This window comes from Cuniculiplasma divulgatum, assembly GCA_031200235.1.
Lineage (GTDB): Archaea > Thermoplasmatota > Thermoplasmata > Thermoplasmatales > Thermoplasmataceae > UBA509.
In genome coordinates, this window is record CP133595.1 from 731818 (window position 1) to 753097 (window position 21280).

Consider the following 21280-nt stretch of genomic DNA (forward strand, 5'->3'; position numbering starts at 1 on the left):
AAATGGATAAGTAATCTGCACTTAGCTTACAGCTAGACCAGATGAATCCAGTATATCTAAATCTTCTATTGTTACCTTCATGGTGATCAATCAGGTCACCTAATTGTATGTTAAATACATTTATAATATAGATATATACTTATAATAACATAAGAAATTTAATTATCATCAGCGGCATGTTTTTTGTATGTTAGATTCGGTTAATGATGACGCTCAAAAGGGCATTTCAATTAGAGATGATATTCTTCAGCTTGACCCTAAGGTGTGGATCTTAAAGAAGAAAGCCTCATTAAAAGGGAAGAGTGGAATAAATCACCATGTTGATTTTTACTGCGAATCTAAAGATGGTGGTAAAATTATCATACTTAAGGCTGACAAAGATTACGTTTCAATTTATGAAATAATAGGAAAGGTTCAGATTCTCACGACCGAAGAATATACCGACATGATATTCATAATGTGCAGTTGCGATGTAAACCATGGCAATCTCATAAATGCCATGAAAATGATTGGGGCCACCATCATAAAAAATTTCAGATTCGGCAGTGAACTCTTTACTGCTGACTCAGAGAAATCATTGGTTAAGGATTCAATTGGACGAAGAAACACACCGGGAACAATGAGACTTAGAAGAGATCGAATGAGAATAATGCTGGACGTCATGGAACTTTTAAATGAGCACAGCAGCAGAATCACCAACATAATCTACAAGTGCAACCTGAATTACAGGACAGCAAACGAACTACTGGATGAACTCATAAAGAAGAATTACGTTCAGTTAAGAAAAGACAATGAAAATGAAAGCTCATACTCACTAACGAAAGCTGGAAGCGATGCACTGCAAAGTGTCAGGAAAATGTACTCAGCATGATAAATCCAATAATGGTTATTACTCCCACCATCATCTTCATAACATGCTTATTTGTTTTCGTGGGATTGAGAAAGGAGTCACGAAAATATATCGCAGAAATGAGACAGCTCAGTGAGGACCAGACCAGAATAATGAACGTGATATTCCTGAAAAAGATCATACGTTTTTTCGTAGAAAGCAAAACCAGCAGGGATACTGAACAGCTTCTTGACAATATGGAAAATTTTACTGAAAGGATAGAGGAGGGGGCGTCGAATATCGCCAGTGATGCCACCAAGGAAATAGCGGAGCTTCATAATTATCTTGATAGGATAACCAGAAAGCAGAAAAATCTGGTTTCGCTTCAGGCGCTGACGTCCATAATGACCAATACAGTCCTTGCCTATGGCATAATTGTAGCTGCAATGCAGTATACCATACTTACTCTTTACATCATAGTTCCTTCCTTTGCTCCGATAAAGCAGATAGATGATATTATGATAGGAGCTACTTTGATTTTCGGTGCAGTTATAATTCTATTCTATGTAGACATAGTACGACTGGCCAGAAGGGTTAAAAACCTGAAATATTCAGATCATGAACTTGTGAAAACTGCAGACAACGAGCCCGGAATAAATTCATTAAATCCTGCCAGGTAATTTCTGAAATGTCAGTGCAGAATGGTGACAGATAAAGGTATAAAACTTTGTCTTCGTTACATAAATTGATGAAAGGTTCATATTTAAAATTCAAAATGGTTTTTAAATACTCCAGCATTAGTAGGATATGCGAATCCGGGCTATCATAATCTGTTCCGTGATGATTATTTCGGTCATGTCCGGATCTCTTGCTTTTTCTGCTTTTTCAGGAACCGCAACCACAAATGTTTCAGCTACAGCAAATTTTTTTGGAATCAACGACGGCGTTTCAGTGTGTGCTTTCTGGGCCGATAATACTGAACTCTACGTTAACAGTCACGTTTTCAAGAGTGATTCGAACTGTCTGTTCAATGAACTGTGGCCGCCAGTTGAGGTTATTAAGAATCATACATCTTATTCCGGTTCCATAGCTGACAACCTGAACATATCAAATTTCTCACCTGGAAATGCAATATTGTTCTGTATACAGATTTACAATCCCAATGACCAGATTTTATCCGTATCGAATATATCCTTTGGGCACTTCTCGGGGAATGGATTGAGCTTCTACAACGCAACTAGCTGCAATAATCAGGAAGCGTGGTTTGCAGTTGTTAACAACACCGTAAGCCAGTGCCAGAATCCCGGAGGTTATTATGGCATAATATGGGAAAATGGAAACCAGGTATCTCCTGGCTTTACACTTACAATCGGCTTCTTCATTTTTCTATCACAGACCTCTGGAAACAATTACCAGGAGTCCTCGTTCACCTTACCACTGATCATAACAATGACAGAGCAGTAACTACAGAAACCTGATGCCTCGATTATGTACACCATAAAGAAATTCTCCATAATCTATGAGGACTGGCCAGCCAAATATCAAAATTTGCGCCCTTATTCTTTCTATATTTTTTGATATATACTCTGCACTGCAAAATATTTTAAAGGATATTCACTTGGTTCAATATCTTCATGAAGTCTATAATTAGTAAGAAAAGTAAATCTACGGTTTTAGCAGTAGTGGGCATCATTATTCTTGCCGTAGCTCTCGTTGTTCTTGTTCAGCCTCGTCCGAGGGATGTTCGTGAAGCATATGGTTCTTATTCACTAAATACACGTATGACTCTTGTTGATCAGTTGCGAAATAGCACCCTTTATGGCAACAATACTAACCTCACAGATCCATCTGTAATATATAAAAGCATTAGCAAAAATATATTTATTGATGTGAACGTAAATTATTTCAACCTATCTTTGCCCTATTTTAACACTACAGTTCAATTGAAAGTTTCTCCAGCAGTGTTTTCTGATCCTTTGTGAGTTCCACAGTACTGTGGGAGCCATTGGCGTAGACAACCTCCTTGATGCCCCTTATGGTTTCCAGAGTCCGGTTGTATGTCAGGCCGCACCTGTATGCAATCATTGCCATGATTGCATACCCGAGAATGGAGAGGAACACCTTCGCCCGTGTACCATCCTCTGTACGTGCATACAGAGGTTCCATGGCGGATTTTGAATGCATGAATGCCTTCTCAACCACATCCTTCCTTCTGTATATCTGCAGGATATCCGCCTCACTGATCTTGGTGTTTGTGAGTAGTATGAAGAATCCCATGCGTGATGTGTGTGACTGTATTGCTCTGTGCTTCAGTGAATATGTGAATGTTGATCCGGTGAATTTAAGCGATATGTACCTTCCCATGCCCCTGACAGATTCCGTGACGGACCGAATCATGTCGTTCCTGCTGCTGAACTTCACAGCCATCATGCCCCTGAGCCTTTTCTCCGCCTCCGAGAGTTTGGAGTAGAAGGATTCTATCCTTTCTGCCTTCCTCTTTGCACTGTAGTACACAATGTAACGCATCTTATTGATCATGAATGATTTGTGGAATATTGTATCCTCACCATACTGCATGTAGTTCCTGGAGCTCTCTATGCCCGAGGACTTCTTCAAGAGATCCGTATATACGGAGAGCGTACCGGGGACTGAAGCGATTATGCCGTGATCCTGGAGTTCCTTCACGTTGGATTCGGAATAGAAACCCCTGTCCATGACAATCATCACTGAACGGATGCCGAAATCCTTCAGTTCCATCACAAGATTGCTGATGGCTGAAACCGACACTATGTTGCCGGGCATGATCCTGTGGTGCACCGGTATTCCGGAATCCCTTGTCACTGCCAGAACAAAGTTGATCTCCCTGTTCTCCCCGTTGGAATGATAGTAATGGCCGTACTCTGCAAGATCATTATCCTTTCCGTAGTATCGTATTGCACTGAGATCATATACTATGCCTGAGGATCCGAACTCCTTCACTATGCGTTTCGATATGGCCTTCTGAAGGACTGCTGCAATATGGGGACTTTCAGAACCGATGAAATCCACCAGATCACGGTTCTCCTTCACTGTGCCATCCCTTATGCCCGTATGCATTTCAATGGAACCGGTGGAACCGAACATGTCCATTGCAGCCAGTACAACGATTCTCCTGGCTGCCTCCCTCATGCTGGTGAAACCGCTTATGGCAGGTATGAAATCATCCATTATTCCGAAATCCTCCGCATATCGGTACATTATGTATGGCGCAGATTCCAGAAGCCTCCTAACCATGATCCGCTTCCTCGGTTCCTGTATCACGGTTTTTCCATCCACGGTAATCTCCTTTCCAAGATACACAGAATCCTGTTTCACTTCCTTAGTTCCCTTTATCCTGTGGTTTGTCACACGGTAAACGTAGATGTTTTTTCCCTTTGGAAGCCTCCGGGTGAATGTCATGTAGTGATAATAACACTACAATCTATAAGAATCTTTTCCTTCACAGACACCTTAAAACAGCTTATTTGAGATAGAATGTAGTGTTAATCAGGGGAAAAGATAGGTTTCAATTCTCGTGGATCAAGTGAACAGATCTATTACAGTTACACTGTGTACATAGTATCATCAAGCCCATCATGGGAGAAACTATCATATAGTATATATAAGGTTTTTAACGCAACATCTGGCTTTTCGGATTCTTTTATGATGAAAATAAATCTGACCTCCAATGTTTCCTTGGGATCTGAGATCAATGATCAGCTTGGGTTTACCTCAGGTTCGTCCTATTCTATAAACATAATTTCCCAGGCAAAAAGCGATCTTGGACTTGCGGATTCAAATCTCACCATTGCCATAGGCGGAACCACCGATTCTGTTACAGGACCCGGAGATGCCCCAGTGACAGGTTCGTATTTCAAGAATGCTGTGATTCCGGGAAAGATTATTATCCCGCTGAATCGTGATATTTCTTATGCGCTGATTTTCGTGGCTGCAATACTTCTTGGCTCTTTCGTATATTTGGTTATGCCATCACGGCCTGATCCTGTTCAGAAATTCAAAAATGATAACCGAGAGAACCTCATTGAATTGAGTGTTGGCCCACCGGAAGGGGCCATACCTGTAAAGAGTGCGGATGACCTGTTCAGAATGGCAACTTTTGTGGAAAGACCTGTGTTCATCTTCAATGATATAGTATTTATTGAGATTGATGGAAAGACATATTATTCGGAGATCAAAAAATGAAGCCAAGATGGTACATACCGGTATTGTACATTGTTTTCTGGCAGTCCAGCTACCTTTTCAAATTCAGCCCATGGATCGTGATGCTTTCAACTCTGCCGGTTCTCTTCCTCTATTACAGAAAATTCCGTGGAGACAGAAAATGGCAGTATGCTCCAGTTCTCTTTGCCATTCTAGCATTTCTTCTCATAATGCCCGCATTTCTTTCACACACCCTGAATATTGTTTTCTATAGTTCCGCCTTCATAAACTCAATGGAGTATTCCCTTGCACTTTCCGTTGTCCTTGTTCCCGTCATCTTCTCAACATTTGTGGATATGGGCGGCAGGAAAATATTCTACGGAATGATAGCTTCTGGAGCTGCATATTTTCTTGTGCTTACACCAGTAGTTGTCCCGTACACGCTGATTCAGATAGTTAAAATTCTTCTATATCAGCTGAGTTTTGACCTTGCATTTTCAATATATGTTTCCTATCTTTACATTTCAGTGAACAAAAAACTTGTTACTCCTGTCCTGTTCTTCTTTCTTTATTCAACATTTTCATTTCTTGGCCTCACAGAAAAGGTTTCTCCTCTATTCAATATTGTTTGGGAGATTATATCGGTATCTATACTATTCTGGCTGACCTATTTTGTTTTTGGCGAAAACATCTGGGTTAGAAAACTTCTCAAATCGAAAAAAAAGCTTCGCATAAGAAGAAAGGCCAGATTGTCTGATATTGTTTTTGCATCATTCGTGATTATCATAGCGACAGGGGCAGTAGGTGGGTACGTTACCCACACTGTGGCAGCTGATCCAACGCCAAGCATGTATCCTGTCATTGTACCTGGTTCGCTCTTAATTATTAAACCAGCCTCTGCGCAGACGATCAAAACGGGCGAAATAATTGAATTTCATGCTCCGTGGGATAATGGCACACTTTACGCGCACGAGGTGGTCCAGATTAAAAATGTGGACGGAAAAATCTATTTCAGAACCCGTGGAATAAATAATCCCGTGGACGATCCCGGACTCGTTCCCTCATCGGATCTTGTGGGCATTGTGATCTATCATGTTCCTTACCTTGGTTATCCCTTAATTTATGGCAGGGTAACAGCTGCTGCCGTAATGATAATCATTGTGGCCTCAATAGTCAAGGAGGGCATGTCTGGACCTAAAGGAAGAAAGTTCTAGGTGTGACTAAATGTATCTTTCATACATATTAATTATCCATATTTATGGTACTGATATATAATTCTGGCCCTTTAAGTATTTTCGTGATAATCATCCTTCGGTGAAAACCAAATGAACAAAAAATTGTTAGTGTTGGCTTTGGTGCCGGTGCTGGTTGTGATGAGCGGGGCTCTCGCTTTCTCAGCCTTCTCTGGTTCCATAACCACAAATGTGAGCGCGACAGCGGGTTATATGAGTTACAACCAGAATATGGTTCTGACTGGTTACTATTCGGACAACACGCTTCTGACATTGGCCTACGGAAACTATCCGGCAAACGGTTCGCTTACTGCTTCCATGTCAACGATGACACTGCCAGTAAACTATACAGGTCATGTAAACTCCAACCTTCCGATCGATCTGGGATGGGCAGGGTTGCACACTCAAGCAAATAATAGCGTAAAGTCTCAAACAGTTGAGGTTGAAGGTATGGCACCGGGAAGCTGGGCTCAGTTTGAGTTCACAATAACGAACAACGGATCTGTAGGGTTCATTATAACGACTGGCACGCCAGTGGGCTCTCAGTCATCAACGGTCACATCAGGAATGACTAATTTCACAACAGCATCTAGTGCTTCTGCATTTACAACAGATATGTCATCAGACAGCGGCTACGTGATCTACGTTTCTTCAGTACCAGCAACTTCAATGGATTCGGGCAGCTCAGTTAGCTACTATGTCTATGTAGGACTTGGTGGAGGGAGCAACAACTACTGGGCAGAGTCCAGTTTCAACTATGCTGTGCCTTTCACGATAACCTCGGATCCATAAGGGAGTGGATAGCAATGAACAAGAAAGTGATAGCATTATTAATCGTGCCCGTTCTTCTAACGATGAGCGGTGCACTTGCTTTTTCTGCCTTCACAGGATCAGTTAGCACAAATGTTTCTGCAACGGCTGGGGATATATCATTATCTCAAACTGGGGAATTCTTTTCAGGCTATGTGAGTAACACTAACGTAACGGTCTCAGGAGGGCTTGGTAGCAATACAGGCAGTGTAGTAATAACTGCGGCAGATCTGTCAACTGAAACAACGAATGCACCTACGTTGGCAACTGTGCCATATTCGGGATATTCACTAGACGTAATATACTATGTAAATGTGACAAATCTGGCGCCTGGAAACTGGGTCTCCGTTCACCTGACAATAACCAATGGAGGCACGGTTGGATTTATTGCTGAAACACCTCATATCATCTCATCCGATGTTGCATTTACGCCTTCAAGCGCTCCTCCAGATTTGAATCTCACGAACCTCAGTGGTGCCACTGGTCTCTTTTCAGGTACACTGTTCGCATCCGGTTCACCACTCAGCGGATTGTCCGCTGGAACACTGTTTGCGACAAATTATGGTGCTACGACTGGCGGTGCAGGACTTAGTGGATATGCCTTTGCCTATATAACATCTGGATTTGGAGAATCACTAACCCACAGCAGTGAAGCAGATTATACTGTTTACATTGGACTTTCCCATGGTGCGGGTAACGGATATCAAGAATCTTCTGTCAGCATACCCATAATGATAAGCGTGATGTCAGACCCGTAAAAATTTATTTATCTTTTTTTCATTTAGTGCTTCTATAGTATCCTTGATCTACTTTCTTCAATATTTATTTCAGGACTCTGCCCAAAGTTATCGATCGTCATTATTCTCTTTTAGACCTTTTCTTTTAACTGGCAGTTTTTTAAGATTCTATTGATTCTGTGAAGTTCCCACAAATTCAGTCAGTTTTCACAGAAGACTCTTCATATTTCCATCTATTTTCCGCATCTTCTCCTGGTTCTTCCCTTATTTTACAGCGCTTACGCCATCACCCCCCTTCTCTTCAGGTGAACAACAGTTAAAAGGTTGTATGCCATGTTCACGAATGTCATCTTCACCCTGGCTCTTCTCACCATGGTGACAAGGGTATGGTCACCATTCTGTACTCTCTTGATCACTGAATACGGTGTTCTCCCGACGTCCGTTTCCTTGAAATCCTGAGATTCCTGCGTATCTGTTTCATGGTCAGGGGAGTGTTTCTGGATGCACGATTCGTGGTGCCGTTTATTTCACGACAGGGAACACCCTGGTATCCACGATCCAGGTAACATGGCGTCTCCGAAACGGAGAGTTCCGCTCGGGAATCATGCACTGAGGCAGTGATGATGACAAATTCCCGTACCAGTGGCATATCCACACCATGGGATGAATGCTGCTTGTATCCGAAGAAGTTATTTCCATTTCTCTGTGTGAATGTGCCATCCCATCTTTACAAGTCTTCTGAATGTAAACTGGGCCTTTATTTCAAGGATCACAGGAACCTGTTGAGCACATTTTCTATTCGTCGTGCCTGACCGGATCAGCAAGACTTGACAATGGCCCGGCCATTATCCGCTGGTTGACCTGATCTATGACATCGGCCGGTGTAATTTCCTTGGCCGCTGCTGCCGGTGCACTATTCTATTGCCCTTTCTTAGTTCGTTCGCTATTCTATTCTGTCTTGTTTTCTCATCTGCTATTTGATTCACGCCTTGCCTTATGGGCGGTAATAACCCACTCTAATGCCTGATTGGTTTCCTGCTCCTGAATGAGCCGTTCCCGCTGCCGTCACCGCCATTCTTGCAGCATGGCGTCGGCCTCGACTATGGACTGAAATCCCCATTCAATCGCTTCGTTCAGAAATGTAACCCAGTTTACGCCGTACTTCTCGGCACTCACGCGGTACCTTAATTCAAGTTCACGAATGGCCTTGGCCGATTCCATGCTGAGTTTCAGGTCACTCAGCAGCATATCGCTCAGGTATTCGCTCCCTTTCTGCACGTAACGGCTAACTGTACGGACCTCGGTGATCTCTTTAGCCGGTTTCCTGCTGACCCTGGTCGATTTGTCTGATTGTGATTCGCTGCCATGGTTCCCGGATGGTTCTGAAGTGACTCCCGCTTTCGAATTTGGCGGTTTCTGCATTAACTCGCTTTCCCGTATCTGCCGTAATATTGTGGCCACAGTGGCTCGACGCATCCTCAGAGATGCCGCTATGGTGCGCTGGCTCTGGCCGGCCTTAAGCATGGTTTCTATTGCTTCCCGTATGTGCGGGTCATTTTTATTCCTCTTCTTTGCCATAGATGTCATGAAAAAAGTTCTTTTGGCCACGCTTTCATGACGATGTTAGCGTGAGAGCCGGAGAGGCAGCAGAGTTTAGACTTGACCTGCGAGGTCGCAACTTAGATTTGCTGCCCTTCGCCTCGACATAATACCCTGAAACAAGGGTGAATAGAAGGCTGTCGAGATTACTCCGACTCATGCTCCCACACAAACCACTGGAGGTGGTCTGGATATACATAGGACTTGATATACATAAACGTACCGTATTTGTTACGGAAATGGATAATGAGGGGAATGTGAATGAACAGTATGATATGGGCAACAGTGCATCATCATGGGATGGGTTCAGGGCAAGATATGCTGTTGCGGATACTGAGATTGCCCTGGAGGTATCCACAACTGGGAAGTATGTTGCCCGGAAGCTCAGGGACATGGGATTCCACACACATATGGCAGATCCGTCCACACTGGCACTCATATTCAGGACTGCGAAGAAGAACGACAGGGAGGATTCCTACAAATTAGCAAAGCTCCTGAGGTTAGGGGAACTCCCTGAGGTGCATCTCCCCTCCAGGTACTCTGATGATCTGAGATCACTCGTCAGGTACAGAAGGTCACTTGGAGAGGCCATAACCATGATCAAGAACAGGGTTCATGCCATCCTGGCATCTGCAGGCATAAGCATTGATGCAACTGACATATTCGGAAAGAAGGGGATGAAATGCATTCTGGGATCAGTGGATAGCATTTCCACTGCCCAGAGATTCGTCCTCGCTGATCTGCTGGATCAGATAGCATACCTGATGGGGAAAGAGACCATGGTGGAGGATGAGATATCCAGATCTGTCATGAATGACAGGAACGTGAATCTCCTCATGACAATTCCCGGTATGGGCATATATTCATCAGCTGCAATCATGTCAGAGATAGATGACATATCCAGATTCGATTCAAAGGAGAAGCTTGCTTCATACGCAGGCCTTGTTCCAAGGCAGGACCAGTCCGGGAATCGTGACATAAAGGGTCACATATCAAAGCATGGACCCTCCATGCTCCGATTCATAATGGTGAATGCAGCACATATTGTCATCAAGTACAGCGAACGGATGAGGAAGAAGTATCTCAGCCTTGTACGGAGATTGGGGAAGAACCGTGCAATTGTTGCAATTGCAAGGATACTGCTTGAGACCATTTACACAATGCTGAAGAAGGGAGAGCATTTCGTTGACCAGATAGATACATTGACAGAGAGGAAGATAGCATCCATGAGATCAAGGGCAGTAAAGCCCTCCCAGACCATCACCCTGGAAGATCGCATGAATGTGCTCAGGAATGTTCAGAAGGAGAGGCTGAAGAGAAATGGCAATGAAGGAAAGATAAATAAGGCCAATGCCATGACATGAATGTCATAGAACTTTTTTCATAGAAGATCTAAATTTATTACTTCTATCAACCCTGTTTCCAATACTTAAGCATTGCTTCATGCAATTCTGTGAAATTGCTGTAAATTTTTGCACCTAAGTATGTTGACAGGTGTCATGCTCCCATGCACTCCGTGCTGAATTTTGGAAAATCACCGGAAGAAACCTTAATCTAATGGATGCTGATCATAATATGCTCTTGTAATGTGGGAGTAAGGGTCTCCTCTCCGGAGGAGACCCGACAGTTCAATTGTTATTATATGGTATACTGTATTGCAGTTTTGCCATCCGATTTGAATGGCAGCGGAATCCCATGTCGGATGTACCTGATCAAATCCGGGATTCCAATGAAAAGGGAAAGCATGTCCTGGATCATCATAAGAATGAGATATGAAATCAGTGCAGTGAATATCTGCACCATGATGCCATTAATCTTCTTCGATATGAGATGATCCAGCTTCAGGTATGATTTCATGGTCCTGAAAAATATCTCAATGGACCATCTCTGCCGGTATATGTTGTGTATATAGATGTCAGGCATGTCCATGATGTCTGTCAGGTAATCCCTCTGTTTTCCCCCAATCATGAGGGATACCAGCCTCATGACAATACCATTCCTGAATCTTATGATTCTTGAATGGGCATATTCCCTGATGATTTCATACCTGGCGTTCCTCTTGATTCTGGTAACAAACATTATGTTCCTGTTCTTCAGGTCCCTGAACCTTTCAAGATCATAATAGCCGAGATCGAATGTGAGTATGGATTCTCCCAGGAGATCCTGATCCATAGAGGAAAGTACTACATCGAATTCAGGGGAATCATTCATGTTTGCAGGAGTAACCACGGATTCAACGGGCAGGGTGAATGGAAATATTATGGAGGCACTGTGCATCTTGATCCCGTTCTCCGTTTTCTGCCGCCTGTATTTTCCAGATTCCCTGATTCGTGTTCTGATGAATGTTGAATCTATTCCCATAATGTTCAGGAATCTGCTGTATACGCTGTAGTTATGCGCCATTATGTACGGATACAGAAGGGAATAGAACATTTCAACGAATACCTGGTATGCTGTGATTTGCTTATTCCACTCCCCATTGCCATATCTGTTAAATCCTCATTCCTCATGGCGGATTTCACCAGCAGAACTGTGTGATCCAGAAGCTTGATCCTCTTTGAATTCAGATCGGTGAGTGTTTCCTGTGAAATATCGGAGCAGACATTCTTCAGCAACTTTCTGACAGGATCGGTCATAAATTAACAATTACATCATTGGATAAATATGACATCTGTCGGACAAATGATTAAATATTGGAAACAGGATTGTTCTATATGTCTGCATCCATGTATATAAATGAAATTCGACCAGGCACTTGCAATAAATGGCTCCGGCCAATGGTACCGTTGTATTCTGCAAATCCGCTTTTTTCTTGGCTTTTCTGACATGCGCCAGCCGGGACCATTTGAGGAGCCAGCATGAGCCAGTAATAGCGCCACTATCAGATTGTGGCGCGCCATGGTAAAATAGGCATTCACCGGATGATTGCAGTGTACAATGGAAACCATTGGTGTGGAGTGAGTTGAGCCAGTGGTGGATTCAAGTTACAGAAATCCTCTATTTCTATGGCTTTTCCGACAGGATGCATTTATGGCTACTGCTGAACCATGGTTCCGACAAGAGTTGTATTAGAACTTTCAGAATGTGTTTGAGAACCTCTGTTTTCAGGGATTCCTAAGGGAGCAAGCTTGGAACAAATTTGGAAGCCATATCAAACTGACGGCTAAGCCAGTGGTTCTGGATTGCTGGACATCGTAAATTACTTACCCATCAGATAGTTGCATGTGTACGATGGAGACCAGTGGTTCCGGGAGCCATTTCTGGAACCAGTGACGATGACCGTACATGTATCTATACTGGTGAGATGCATGACCCCAAAAACGTCCGGCTTAAGACTTGCAGTTTCTGGAAATTTTCGGTGAGACCTTTCTTAAAGGTGAGAAGATCGTCGGTGGCTAGAATCATGCCCAGCGCTTACTGAAGCCATGGACGGTGTGTGTATGGAAATTTACATCATATCCGAAGACTGAAGTATCAAAAGGGAAAAATCCCATTAACACACATACGATTACAGAAGTTGGGCCAAAATGGCTGTCATCCCATCTCCACAGTGAAGGCGTCTAACGAAATCTCAAAAATTGACATGAAATACGTCTGCATGCATGGAGAAAACAGAACATCCAGTCTATTTGAAATGATAGACTGAGTCTAATAAGAAATAGAAACCCTTATCCGCTGATTTTCCGTGCATAGTGAAATCCGATGATCGGTGGAATCAGGGAAGCAATCGGAAAATATCCCGGATATAACTGCACCTCTGATGATGTGAAGAAGGCAATGGATCTTACGCCCCCTGGATCAAGGAATAAAGATGCTTTCCAGTGTCTGGATGAGACGCGACAACGGCACTAAGTTTGTGATCAGATCTGTGCAGCTGTTCCTATGATCATTTAACATCGCAAATGAGAGGATACATCCTGCCACTCCAATGGAATGCACACATAGTATCATTCAGTTCCATACTGGAGAAGAAAGCGATAAGGAGGTTTGAGTTTTCTTCCTTCAAGGATCCAGGCAGCACAGTATCCAGGTTTATCTTATTCTACAGCAATGAAAGGCTGCACTCTGTGGCCAATTGCAGATTCCCTAGGGAAGTATATGAAAAATGGAAAGGAAACATAATAGAGGGATGGGCATTAGTCATAAGCCTGTCCACTCTCATAGAGGAACAAACCACTGACAATCATCCACATTTGGAATTTCAAGAAAAACGCAAATTATAATTTGCCTAATACAATCAAAGTAACATGGCATGGTATAAGATAGCCAAGGAAGGGGCCATGAAGGATGGGGACCTTTTCAAGGCAAACATAGAAGGAAGAGAGGTACTGCTTATAAGAGATGGAGCAAACTATTACGCAACATCGTGTTACTGCACGCACGAAGATTATGATCTCTCGGAAGGCTTCATGGATGATCATACTCTCATTTGCCCCAACCACTTTGCTGTTTTCAATCCAAAGGACGGCTCCGTGATCAGCCCGCCGGAGGGGTCAGGAGATATCGGCCCACTTCATTCCTACAAGACCAGGGTGGAAAACGGCCAGATAATGGTGGAGCTCTGACTGAAGCTGTTGTAACTGGTCGCGTATCTGAGGGCTGGAAGGCAGGATCCCCTGATCTTCACTCCCTCAATTCTGGAAAATTCTGAAAGCAAATTTCTTCATATGTGCAAATGTTAAAATTTTATGTTCAATAACTTACAAGCCTCAAATGTCCATAACTTCTGAAAATATAGCTGCAGAACCTCTAAAAAGACTGCATTTTCTCTGTGAAAACCTTCTTGCAGAAGGTGATCTCAATAAGATCAAGGAAGAAACTGCTAATGCCGTCCAGCTTGCTGACGAGGTTCCGGAACCGTTGAAGTCAGTCATTCTTGACCATTTGCACAGGATTCTTGGGTCCAGGGGGATCGACCGGGCTCATTATTACGTAAGATCCGTCATAAGAGACATTGGCAGTTCCGCAAGTGCCAGTTCACTGGAGTTCAACATAAATCTGTGGAAGGCCTACGACGAGATCAGAACAGACAGCCTCTGGATTCTTGGGAAGCGTGACCGGGAGGCAGGACACAAGGGATGGTACTGGGGAAATTTTGTCCCGCAGATTCCACACCAGCTGATGATGAGGTATACCAGGACATCTGACTGGATCCTTGATCCATTCTGCGGATCAGGAACTACGCTGATTGAGGCCATCAGAATGGAAAGGAATTCTGTTGGAATAGAGATAAACCCTGAGGTATATTCAAGGACCAGAGAGGCTGTGCAGTCACTGCCTCACGACGGAACAAGGGCGGAGATAATTCTGGGAGATTCCTACACTGTCGATCTGGTGCCAGTAATGGAAAGGAACGGAGTATCCAGCTTCGACATGGTGCTGCTGCATCCCCCTTACTGGGATATAATAAGGTTTTCAGATGATCAGGGCGATCTCAGTACCTCCCCGGACATGGAGAGCTTCATATCCCGGTTCACGCAGATAGCAAAAAAGTCCATTGCCGTGCTGAAGAGTGGAGGCTATATGGGCCTGGTCATTGGCGATGCGTACCGCGACGGAGAGATAGTACCGCTTGGATTCAGGTGCATGGATGCCGTAGCCTCCCTGAATATGAAGATCAGGGGAATAATTGTGAAGGACATCCAGAACACCCGAGGCAAGAGAAGCAGCGAAAACCTCTGGAGATACAGGGCGCTCAAGTCAGGATTCTATGTCTTCAAGCATGAGTATGTGTTTGTGTTCCAGAAACCGTGATCATTCTTTCCACGGATTCTTCCCGAGATAGCTCAGGAATCCATCAATGAACTCATTCACATCACAGACAATGCCGTAATCCGAATATTTGAATATCTCTGCGGCTGGATCACTGTTCACGGCGAGAACTTTCCCGGCGTACCTTATGCCCACCACATGATTCGCCTGGCCCGATATGCCAAGGGCAATATAGAAGGCGGGCGAGATGGACATTCCTGTGAGCCCAACCTGCTGCTGCCTGGGAAGAAAATTCATGTCAACCATAGGCCTTGTGGCACCCACCGATGCATTCAGCGCATCTGCAAGTTTCAGCACATCCCTGACCGAATCTCGCTTCTTTATGCCCCTCCCTATGGCTATCACGGCATCACTTGAATTGAGGGGCCTGTATTCTGAAGGTACGGGTATGGTCTCAATGAGTTCCTGTCCTGATCCATGGCCTGGTGGAAACTGTTGGATTCTTGGTTCTTCAGAAGATCTGACGCTCCTGAACATTCCCGGTCTGACGGTGGCCATTGCGGGAGTTTTCCTTGAGTATATGCTTGCGATTATGCTGCCTCCGAAGGCGGGCTTGTACTGGATGAGCCTTCCATCTTCCACCTGCAGATCAACGCAGTCAGCGGTGAGGCCCAGGCCAAGTTTTGCCGCTACCACAGAAGCTACATCCCTTCCGTCGGAATTGGATGGAAACACAATGTATGCAGGTTCATACTGCCTTATGAAATCAATTATTGAGCCAGCCAGGGATATGTAGTCCCGTGAATCCACATAGTAGAGGTCATGGCAGGGAATCCCTCTCAATTTATCTGCAGGAATGTTTCCAATCACGGCCACATTCATGGGATGCTGCAGGGCCATCTGGGAGATTCTTGACGCAATCTCCATTGCCGTCTGCGCATCGCCAACCGCAACCCCCAGCACAAGAGGATTCCCGTTCACATATGGCGGCATATGGAATTCTGTGCTACCCCCCGAAGACTTGGATCTTGCTGATTTCATCAGTTCAATGATCCTGCCATATACTTTATCGTCAAAGTCAAGCATTGAAACCTTTCTGGAACTCTCCATTGATCTTGTGCCGGTCACCACAGTGGGGCTGTATTCCCTGCCGTCTATGTCAAGGCCGAGCCATGCCGAATCAACTATGACTACGCGATCCCCCATGTCAGGAACATCAGGCTTCACCGCCCTTGCCCTGTTTATCTTTTCACTCACGGAAAGCACTGCAGGAATTTTGACGTGGTACCTCTCAATCCCATTTTCACGGTCCTGATCAACAACAATGGTATTCTCCGCCGTATCAATATCAATTTTTGAAACCGATGACCTGAAGCTGTATCCAAGCATTGTCGCGACCTCAGGCGGTACCTGCGACGTTTCACCATCAAGTGAATATCTGCCTGCGAGGATTATGTCTGGTTTTATCCTTTCTGCAAATTCAGCAAGTATCCTTGATGTTGCCAGCGTATCTGAACCTCCGAACTTCCTGTCTGTTATGAGATAAGCTTCATCTGCTCCCATCCTCAGGGATTCGTTCAGTATGTCGGCAGCCTGTGGAGGCCCCATGCTTGCAACCACGGTGTGAAAGCCAAATTTCTCCTTCATCCTGATGGCTTCCTCAACAGCCTTCCTGTCAAATGAATTCATTGAGAGTGGAACGTTTTCCCTGACAATCCTGTTTGTAGCTGGATCGAACCTGATGCTGTTCACATCCGGGACCTGCTTTGCAAAAACCAGAACCTTCATGGCGCAAAATTCGCTTACACTATAAATATGATTTGTGTTCCGGTCCTGTAATCCTTTCCTCTTATGTTATCATGGTAACTGCTTCACGGAGATGCCCCCATAATCATATCCGGGGTCTCATTCAGGATCCAGCTATTAATTTCTGATGATTTTTGGCCTTTAATTTTCCATGGGCTCGCAAGCATATTTCCTGGATGCTCCCTGCATATGCTGATCTTTGATGGCTTCTCATTTTCCATCATCTGCAAGCCAGTATCAGTGGTGTCCATGATGAAGTAATTTGAGAAAGGAGCTTACTTCAGGACTGCCCTGCAGGGGGCGCCATCCGTGTCTATCCTTATAGGCAGGCACATGAGTTCGTATCTGCCTGGCTTCACGTCCTTCAGCATCAGTCCCTCTATTATGGCAATTCCTTTCTCCAGCAGTATCTTGTGAACTTTCATTCCCTTTGTTCCAAACTGCTCAATGGACAGGTAATCAATACCTACCGTTTCCACTCCAAGATCAACAAGCCTTTTTCCTGCACTCTCTGAAATGTAGCAGAAATCCTCATGGAAACTGTCATAAAGGCCCGAATTCTTTGTCTTGAACAGCACTCTCTTCTCCACGGTGCCTGGAATATCCTGAGCATTGATGGCATTACCGTTAACTTCCACGACGGTTGCAGGACCGTTGAGGTGTTCCAGGGGTATGGATGACATGGTTCCTCCATTGGGCAGAGCGTGGAACGGCGCATCTATATGTGTGCCGGAATGGGTTTCCATTATGACCCTGGTGATGTGCACTCCATTCTTCTCATGGGTCATGTAGTCGTAATGCTCGTACCTTGCATCTCCGGGATACGTGATCAGGTTCCAATCCAGTGGCAATGATATATCGATCATGAATCACTATTGGCGCTTTTTATAAGACCTTACCGCCCTCTTTGTCTGGTGACCGCAAACAGGGCATATCTCCACGTGCTGCCGGAACGTCTTTCCACATCCCGTGCAGCGGTACTGCCACTTTATATCCCTGTCAATGGGCTTCAGATCGGCTCCCATGAACTCTATTCCAAGCCTGCTGGCCACATTCTGCATGGCATAGTCATCTGTAACAAGGATGCCATTAAGTTCAAGGCAGAGGGCAATCAAGTCCAGGTCAGTGCTGCTGAGTTCGTGCAGATCACCGGTTGCTTTAGCGGCTTCTTTTGCGGCATACAGACTTTCCTTTCCGGGGGCCAGTATGTCCATCATGTCGCTGCTGAAATCAGTGTATCTGGCAATCTTTCCCAGCCTTATTTCATCCAGCACAGATGGAGTTGTGACTATGTTTCCATTCATAAGGCTCACCCTGCGTGAAAGAATGGCAGATGTGTCAAGAATCAGTTTCTTTTCATGGATTTTGTCGTCATTCATTGCGGCCTTCTGATCCCTTATCCCTGTGGGGAATATGAACAGCACGGAATGTCCCCAAAGGTACAGGAATCAGTGTTTCCTCCTTATGAGGGACACACCACTTACCAGAAGAACTATTCCGAAGAACAGAAGCACAAGGTAAAGAACCTCAGTCTGGAAAAATGATTTCGGTGGCTGGTAGCTGATGACAACACTCTGGTTGCTTCCTGATACGTTCACGTATCCTGAAGATGGACCGTTTGGAGTTGTGCTGCCACGCACATCATACCTGTAGGTGCCGTTTGGCACCTCGAAAGTTACCGTCTGGCCGGTGGTCATGTTTGTAAGCCCGTGGAAGGAAATTCCCCATAATGTCCCGGAAGAGAGGCCAGTTTCCCTGAATGTCACAAAATAACCATAGCTGTAGTTCACGTATACAGTCTGATTCTGGCCGTTGGTGTTCAGTGACACCACAGATATATTAGGGGCATCGTAGCCGGATGGGAACATGTAGAATGTGTACTGCCCTCCATACAGGTAGAAGGTTATATTGTCCGTTGTTCCAGATAGTGTCTGGTTTGAAGTGCTGTTCTGGGCCATCACACTCCATTCCTGGTTGGCAGGGAGGCCACTCTCTATAAAGGAAACATTGAACTGCCCATGCCGGAATTTCATGGAGATGTCAAGGGTCTTGCCATTAACGGTGAAGTTACCGGACTGGCCGTAATAATTCGGATCAGCGGGCATTCCGGTATAATTATATGACCCGTTTGGAAAATACAGTGCTGCACTATAACCTGAATACTGGCGACTGTAATTCCACGCATTAAGTTCCCATGTATCATTTGCTGGAAGCCCCGACTGTGTGAAATTCACCACATATCCATATTTGAAGATAATGTGAACTGTTACGTTTCTGCCAGTGATATTTATTGACGACTGCGGGGGAACCCCCACCATGCTTCCAACATGAGGTATCTCGTACTGGAATGTCCCGTTGGGGAGGCTCAAATTGACGTACCTGCTGTCAGCGCCTGAAAGAAACGATCTGCCCACAATGCTTACAGACCAGCCTGTACCTGCTTTGAGACCTGTCTCAACAAAGGATACGTTATATCTTTTGATGTTGCTGTCCTGTATGAAGTTGTATGCATTTATTGAACCCCAGCCAGTGACAAGATTGTAGCCCGGTGTTACATTGTACAGGCTGTTTCTGCCGTATGACACATTGTAGAACGGCGATCGGGTCAGCCGGGACTCCTTCAGGAATGCTGGATCGTACTGACCGGTTCCAAGTTTGTATATCAGGGGATCAACGAATCCCAATGGAGCCTCTGCACTGGCGTTGAGGTATGCATCCATTGTTGCGATAATTCCGGCTTCAACGGGCGATGAAACGCTTGTTCCTGAGACCACGAACAGACCGCTTGCCGTGGTGTTGGAATAATAAATAAGCGTATTGTTGGCAAGGGCTGCAATGTCAGGCACTCCTCTCCCAGCTCCCTTCAGCACAGTATTGGCGGACGAATTGGTCTGCCAGGATGGCTCATGGTATACGGTACTTATTCCTCCGGTTGAGCCAACGGTATTGCCTGGAGAAGGCATATACCACGCGCCCTGTTCCTGGACTTTCAGCGTTGTGGTATTTACTGTAACGTTTGTGCCTCCCACTGCCGTTACTCCGAAGGTATTGTATCCTATGGATGAAGGGAACTGCACCATGTCCGGCGGGCCGGCATATTTGGGGCTGCTTGTATTATCTGCCGAATCTCCGCTGCTGGCCAGAACTGTTATGCCTCGAGCCTGAGCCTCCTGCAGATATGTGTTCCATGTGGAATCAGTCCCGTCTGACCCACCCCAGGAATTGGATATGACCGTGAGGTTCTGAAAATTCAGCGCAGTGGCAAAGGCCTGCGTCAGATCTGTTGTGCTTGCCTGAGGGCCGTATATGTTGTATATCTGGGCTCCAGGTGCAAGGCTTCCAGCCATCTCAAGATCAAGAGTGTTCTCGATTGTCGCTCCTGAGGTGTCCTTCTCTGCTGAAACACCTGGTGCAGGGGCGCCGTCTATTGGCACCCCAGTCACCGTTGGGAATGGCTCAGAATACGTTCCGTTGGGATACTTAGGATATGAATCCTGAAAGTATTTTGTTATATCAGATGGATTGAAGGGGGCTGTATAAGTTGTGATCCCTTTGCTGTTTGTATAGTTGCCTGACCATAAAAGGGTGGCTATGACCTCACCTCTGTCATAATGGCTGCCGAATAACTGGGTTTCGTTGTAAGCCACCTGCATGTAAGTACCGTAGAGCGCTTCGGCACCGTTGCTGAGATACCCAACCTTAGGATATCCCCCTGCGGTGTCTGTTCTGACAGTCTCAAGCTGTTTCAGCTCACCTTCCACATTCAGGCTGAAGGAAAGCTGCGGGGATGTGCCAAGGCCCACTATGTCATAAACCTGAGACGACAGCCACTTTGGAAGCTCTGGGCTGGACGAGGGCCCCGTAACCATGGAACCGTTCTCAGATGCGCCCACCAGGTTTGTATGGAATGCATTGCTTATGGCCTGGCTGCTTCCTGACATTGCGATGGTGTTCCTGCCCTGGAATGTTGTTATGTTCACCATGCCGGCAGACCTGAAGTAGGCAACTGCCCTGTCGTATTCAGCTGCAGATGGTGAGAAATTGGCGTAAAACTGATCCGCAGTCATGTAATGGCGATATTGAGGGCTGGAAGGATCAGAAAGATTGTGAAGGAAAGACTGCAGCCTGCTCTCATTGCTGTAGTTCAGGATCACCACTATCTGCTCCTTTCCCGTGTATGGCGAGGATCCATTCACAACCTTGCCCAGGAACGGGACATTTACGAGTGCCTGAAGTGAGTCGGAAACATGGGAAAAAGCAGGCAAAGGCGATGCAGAAACGGTATCATGCTGCTGGAAAGCAGAGTTGACCATGAGAAAAGCCATGGCAACAGCCAATACTGTTACCGCTATCCTGGTTGACCTGCTTCCATTCAT

The 21280-nt window shown here is 45.2% G+C and carries 22 protein-coding genes; 11 read left to right on the forward strand and 11 right to left on the reverse strand.

The annotated features are described in order from the left end of the window. The first annotated feature begins 187 nt into the window (after positions 1 to 187). The 3 genes from RE469_03970 to RE469_03980 all read left to right on the forward strand — a co-directional run bounded on the left by RE469_03970 (position 188) and on the right by RE469_03980 (position 2293). A complete protein-coding gene (locus RE469_03970; GenBank protein ID WMT45355.1) occupies positions 188 to 871 on the forward strand; it encodes a winged helix-turn-helix domain-containing protein in 684 nt (227 codons plus the stop codon). Continuing rightward, positions 868 to 1509, forward strand: coding sequence for a hypothetical protein (locus RE469_03975; protein ID WMT45356.1), 642 nt, complete (start codon positions 868 to 870; stop codon positions 1507 to 1509). Before RE469_03970 ends, RE469_03975 begins: the two co-directional genes overlap by 4 nt. Positions 1510 to 1636: 127 nt before the next feature. Next, on the forward strand, positions 1637 to 2293 hold the full coding sequence (locus RE469_03980) for a hypothetical protein (GenBank protein WMT45357.1): 657 nt from the start codon (positions 1637 to 1639) through the stop codon (positions 2291 to 2293). Between the two features lie 468 nt (positions 2294 to 2761). Here the strand turns inward: RE469_03980 and RE469_03985 are convergent, their stop codons facing one another. After that, entirely contained in the window at positions 2762 to 4267 is a 1506-nt protein-coding gene (locus RE469_03985; GenBank protein ID WMT45358.1) for an IS1634 family transposase, read from the reverse strand. Between the two features lie 243 nt (positions 4268 to 4510). Between RE469_03985 and RE469_03990 the strand changes: the two genes are divergently transcribed. From RE469_03990 to RE469_04005, 4 genes are all read left to right on the forward strand, one after another. After that, the gene (locus RE469_03990; protein ID WMT45359.1) at positions 4511 to 5050 is read left to right on the forward strand and encodes a hypothetical protein; all 540 of its coding nucleotides are present in this window, start codon (positions 4511 to 4513) and stop codon (positions 5048 to 5050) included. Next, positions 5047 to 6222, forward strand: coding sequence for a signal peptidase I (locus RE469_03995; GenBank protein ID WMT45360.1), 1176 nt, complete (start codon positions 5047 to 5049; stop codon positions 6220 to 6222). Before RE469_03990 ends, RE469_03995 begins: the two co-directional genes overlap by 4 nt. A 159-nt stretch (positions 6223 to 6381) precedes the next feature. Next, positions 6382 to 7032: a hypothetical protein gene (locus tag RE469_04000; GenBank protein WMT45361.1), complete on the forward strand. Its 651-nt coding sequence runs from the start codon at positions 6382 to 6384 to the stop codon at positions 7030 to 7032. A gap of 14 nt (positions 7033 to 7046) precedes the next feature. Continuing rightward, positions 7047 to 7808 carry a hypothetical protein gene (locus RE469_04005; protein ID WMT45362.1) on the forward strand — a complete coding sequence of 254 codons (762 nt, stop codon included), beginning with the start codon at positions 7047 to 7049 and terminating at the stop codon, positions 7806 to 7808. Positions 7809 to 8065: 257 nt separating this feature from the next. On the opposite strand, the gene RE469_04010 is transcribed toward RE469_04005, so the two are convergent. The 3 genes from RE469_04010 to RE469_04020 form a co-directional block, all read right to left on the reverse strand. After that, positions 8066 to 8203 (reverse strand): hypothetical protein, encoded by a 138-nt coding sequence (locus tag RE469_04010; protein WMT45363.1) that lies wholly within the window; start codon positions 8201 to 8203, stop codon positions 8066 to 8068. After that, positions 8200 to 8436 (reverse strand): hypothetical protein, encoded by a 237-nt coding sequence (locus RE469_04015; GenBank protein ID WMT45364.1) that lies wholly within the window; start codon positions 8434 to 8436, stop codon positions 8200 to 8202. Before RE469_04015 ends, RE469_04010 begins: the two co-directional genes overlap by 4 nt. 416 nt (positions 8437 to 8852) lie before the next feature. Next, positions 8853 to 9374: a hypothetical protein gene (locus RE469_04020; GenBank protein ID WMT45365.1), complete on the reverse strand. Its 522-nt coding sequence runs from the start codon at positions 9372 to 9374 to the stop codon at positions 8853 to 8855. 170 nt (positions 9375 to 9544) lie between these two features. On the opposite strand from RE469_04020, the gene RE469_04025 reads away from it, so the two are divergent. Then, positions 9545 to 10750 (forward strand): IS110 family transposase, encoded by a 1206-nt coding sequence (locus RE469_04025; GenBank protein WMT45366.1) that lies wholly within the window; start codon positions 9545 to 9547, stop codon positions 10748 to 10750. 274 nt (positions 10751 to 11024) lie between these two features. Here RE469_04025 and RE469_04030 read toward each other — a convergent pair whose 3' ends face one another. Both RE469_04030 and RE469_04035 read right to left on the reverse strand, forming a co-directional pair. Beyond that, positions 11025 to 11819, reverse strand: a complete 795-nt coding sequence (locus tag RE469_04030) for an IS4 family transposase (protein WMT45367.1) — start codon at positions 11817 to 11819, stop codon at positions 11025 to 11027. Next, positions 11789 to 12022 carry a hypothetical protein gene (locus RE469_04035; GenBank protein ID WMT45368.1) on the reverse strand — a complete coding sequence of 78 codons (234 nt, stop codon included), beginning with the start codon at positions 12020 to 12022 and terminating at the stop codon, positions 11789 to 11791. The genes RE469_04030 and RE469_04035 overlap by 31 nt, the downstream gene beginning before the upstream one ends. Before the next feature lie 1266 nt (positions 12023 to 13288). Here RE469_04035 and RE469_04040 point away from each other — a divergent pair. The 3 genes from RE469_04040 (at position 13289) to RE469_04050 (ending at position 15140) form a co-directional block, all read left to right on the forward strand. Next, positions 13289 to 13609 (forward strand): hypothetical protein, encoded by a 321-nt coding sequence (locus RE469_04040; protein WMT45369.1) that lies wholly within the window; start codon positions 13289 to 13291, stop codon positions 13607 to 13609. A 24-nt stretch (positions 13610 to 13633) separates the two neighbouring features. Then, entirely contained in the window at positions 13634 to 13951 is a 318-nt protein-coding gene (locus RE469_04045) for a Rieske (2Fe-2S) protein (GenBank protein ID WMT45370.1), read from the forward strand. Positions 13952 to 14099: 148 nt separating this feature from the next. Beyond that, the gene (locus RE469_04050; protein ID WMT45371.1) at positions 14100 to 15140 is read left to right on the forward strand and encodes a DNA methyltransferase; all 1041 of its coding nucleotides are present in this window, start codon (positions 14100 to 14102) and stop codon (positions 15138 to 15140) included. Here the strand turns inward: RE469_04050 and RE469_04055 are convergent, their stop codons facing one another. The 5 genes from RE469_04055 to RE469_04075 all read right to left on the reverse strand — a co-directional run bounded on the left by RE469_04055 (position 15141) and on the right by RE469_04075 (position 21280). Beyond that, positions 15141 to 16886 (reverse strand): FAD-binding protein, encoded by a 1746-nt coding sequence (locus tag RE469_04055; GenBank protein ID WMT45372.1) that lies wholly within the window; start codon positions 16884 to 16886, stop codon positions 15141 to 15143. It abuts the gene before it with no gap. A gap of 83 nt (positions 16887 to 16969) precedes the next feature. Continuing rightward, a complete protein-coding gene (locus tag RE469_04060) occupies positions 16970 to 17128 on the reverse strand; it encodes a hypothetical protein (GenBank protein ID WMT45373.1) in 159 nt (52 codons plus the stop codon). 51 nt (positions 17129 to 17179) lie between these two features. Beyond that, a complete protein-coding gene (locus RE469_04065; protein ID WMT45374.1) occupies positions 17180 to 17770 on the reverse strand; it encodes a cyclase family protein in 591 nt (196 codons plus the stop codon). 6 nt (positions 17771 to 17776) lie between these two features. Further along, positions 17777 to 18328 (reverse strand): hypothetical protein, encoded by a 552-nt coding sequence (locus RE469_04070; protein ID WMT45375.1) that lies wholly within the window; start codon positions 18326 to 18328, stop codon positions 17777 to 17779. A gap of 24 nt (positions 18329 to 18352) precedes the next feature. After that, a complete protein-coding gene (locus tag RE469_04075; GenBank protein ID WMT45376.1) occupies positions 18353 to 21280 on the reverse strand; it encodes a S53 family serine peptidase in 2928 nt (975 codons plus the stop codon).

Excerpts from the sequence above, each read along its gene's own strand:
- RE469_03970 (WMT45355.1), top strand. The coding sequence starts at position 188 with ATGTTAGATTCGGTTAATGATGACGCTCAAAAGGGCATTTCAATTAGA.
- RE469_03975 (WMT45356.1), top strand. The coding sequence starts at position 868 with ATGATAAATCCAATAATGGTTATTACTCCCACCATCATCTTCATAACA.
- RE469_03980 (WMT45357.1), top strand. The coding sequence starts at position 1,637 with ATGCGAATCCGGGCTATCATAATCTGTTCCGTGATGATTATTTCGGTC.
- RE469_03985 (WMT45358.1), bottom strand. The coding sequence starts at position 4,267 with ATGACATTCACCCGGAGGCTTCCAAAGGGAAAAAACATCTACGTTTAC.
- RE469_03990 (WMT45359.1), top strand. The coding sequence starts at position 4,511 with ATGATGAAAATAAATCTGACCTCCAATGTTTCCTTGGGATCTGAGATC.
- RE469_03995 (WMT45360.1), top strand. The coding sequence starts at position 5,047 with ATGAAGCCAAGATGGTACATACCGGTATTGTACATTGTTTTCTGGCAG.
- RE469_04000 (WMT45361.1), top strand. The coding sequence starts at position 6,382 with ATGAGCGGGGCTCTCGCTTTCTCAGCCTTCTCTGGTTCCATAACCACA.
- RE469_04005 (WMT45362.1), top strand. The coding sequence starts at position 7,047 with ATGAACAAGAAAGTGATAGCATTATTAATCGTGCCCGTTCTTCTAACG.
- RE469_04015 (WMT45364.1), bottom strand. The coding sequence starts at position 8,436 with ATGCCACTGGTACGGGAATTTGTCATCATCACTGCCTCAGTGCATGAT.
- RE469_04020 (WMT45365.1), bottom strand. The coding sequence starts at position 9,374 with ATGACATCTATGGCAAAGAAGAGGAATAAAAATGACCCGCACATACGG.
- RE469_04025 (WMT45366.1), top strand. The coding sequence starts at position 9,545 with ATGCTCCCACACAAACCACTGGAGGTGGTCTGGATATACATAGGACTT.
- RE469_04030 (WMT45367.1), bottom strand. The coding sequence starts at position 11,819 with ATGTTCTATTCCCTTCTGTATCCGTACATAATGGCGCATAACTACAGC.
- RE469_04035 (WMT45368.1), bottom strand. The coding sequence starts at position 12,022 with ATGACCGATCCTGTCAGAAAGTTGCTGAAGAATGTCTGCTCCGATATT.
- RE469_04040 (WMT45369.1), top strand. The coding sequence starts at position 13,289 with ATGAGAGGATACATCCTGCCACTCCAATGGAATGCACACATAGTATCA.
- RE469_04045 (WMT45370.1), top strand. The coding sequence starts at position 13,634 with ATGGCATGGTATAAGATAGCCAAGGAAGGGGCCATGAAGGATGGGGAC.
- RE469_04050 (WMT45371.1), top strand. The coding sequence starts at position 14,100 with ATGTCCATAACTTCTGAAAATATAGCTGCAGAACCTCTAAAAAGACTG.
- RE469_04055 (WMT45372.1), bottom strand. The coding sequence starts at position 16,886 with ATGAAGGTTCTGGTTTTTGCAAAGCAGGTCCCGGATGTGAACAGCATC.
- RE469_04060 (WMT45373.1), bottom strand. The coding sequence starts at position 17,128 with ATGATGGAAAATGAGAAGCCATCAAAGATCAGCATATGCAGGGAGCAT.
- RE469_04065 (WMT45374.1), bottom strand. The coding sequence starts at position 17,770 with ATGATCGATATATCATTGCCACTGGATTGGAACCTGATCACGTATCCC.
- RE469_04075 (WMT45376.1), bottom strand. The coding sequence starts at position 21,280 with ATGAATGGAAGCAGGTCAACCAGGATAGCGGTAACAGTATTGGCTGTT.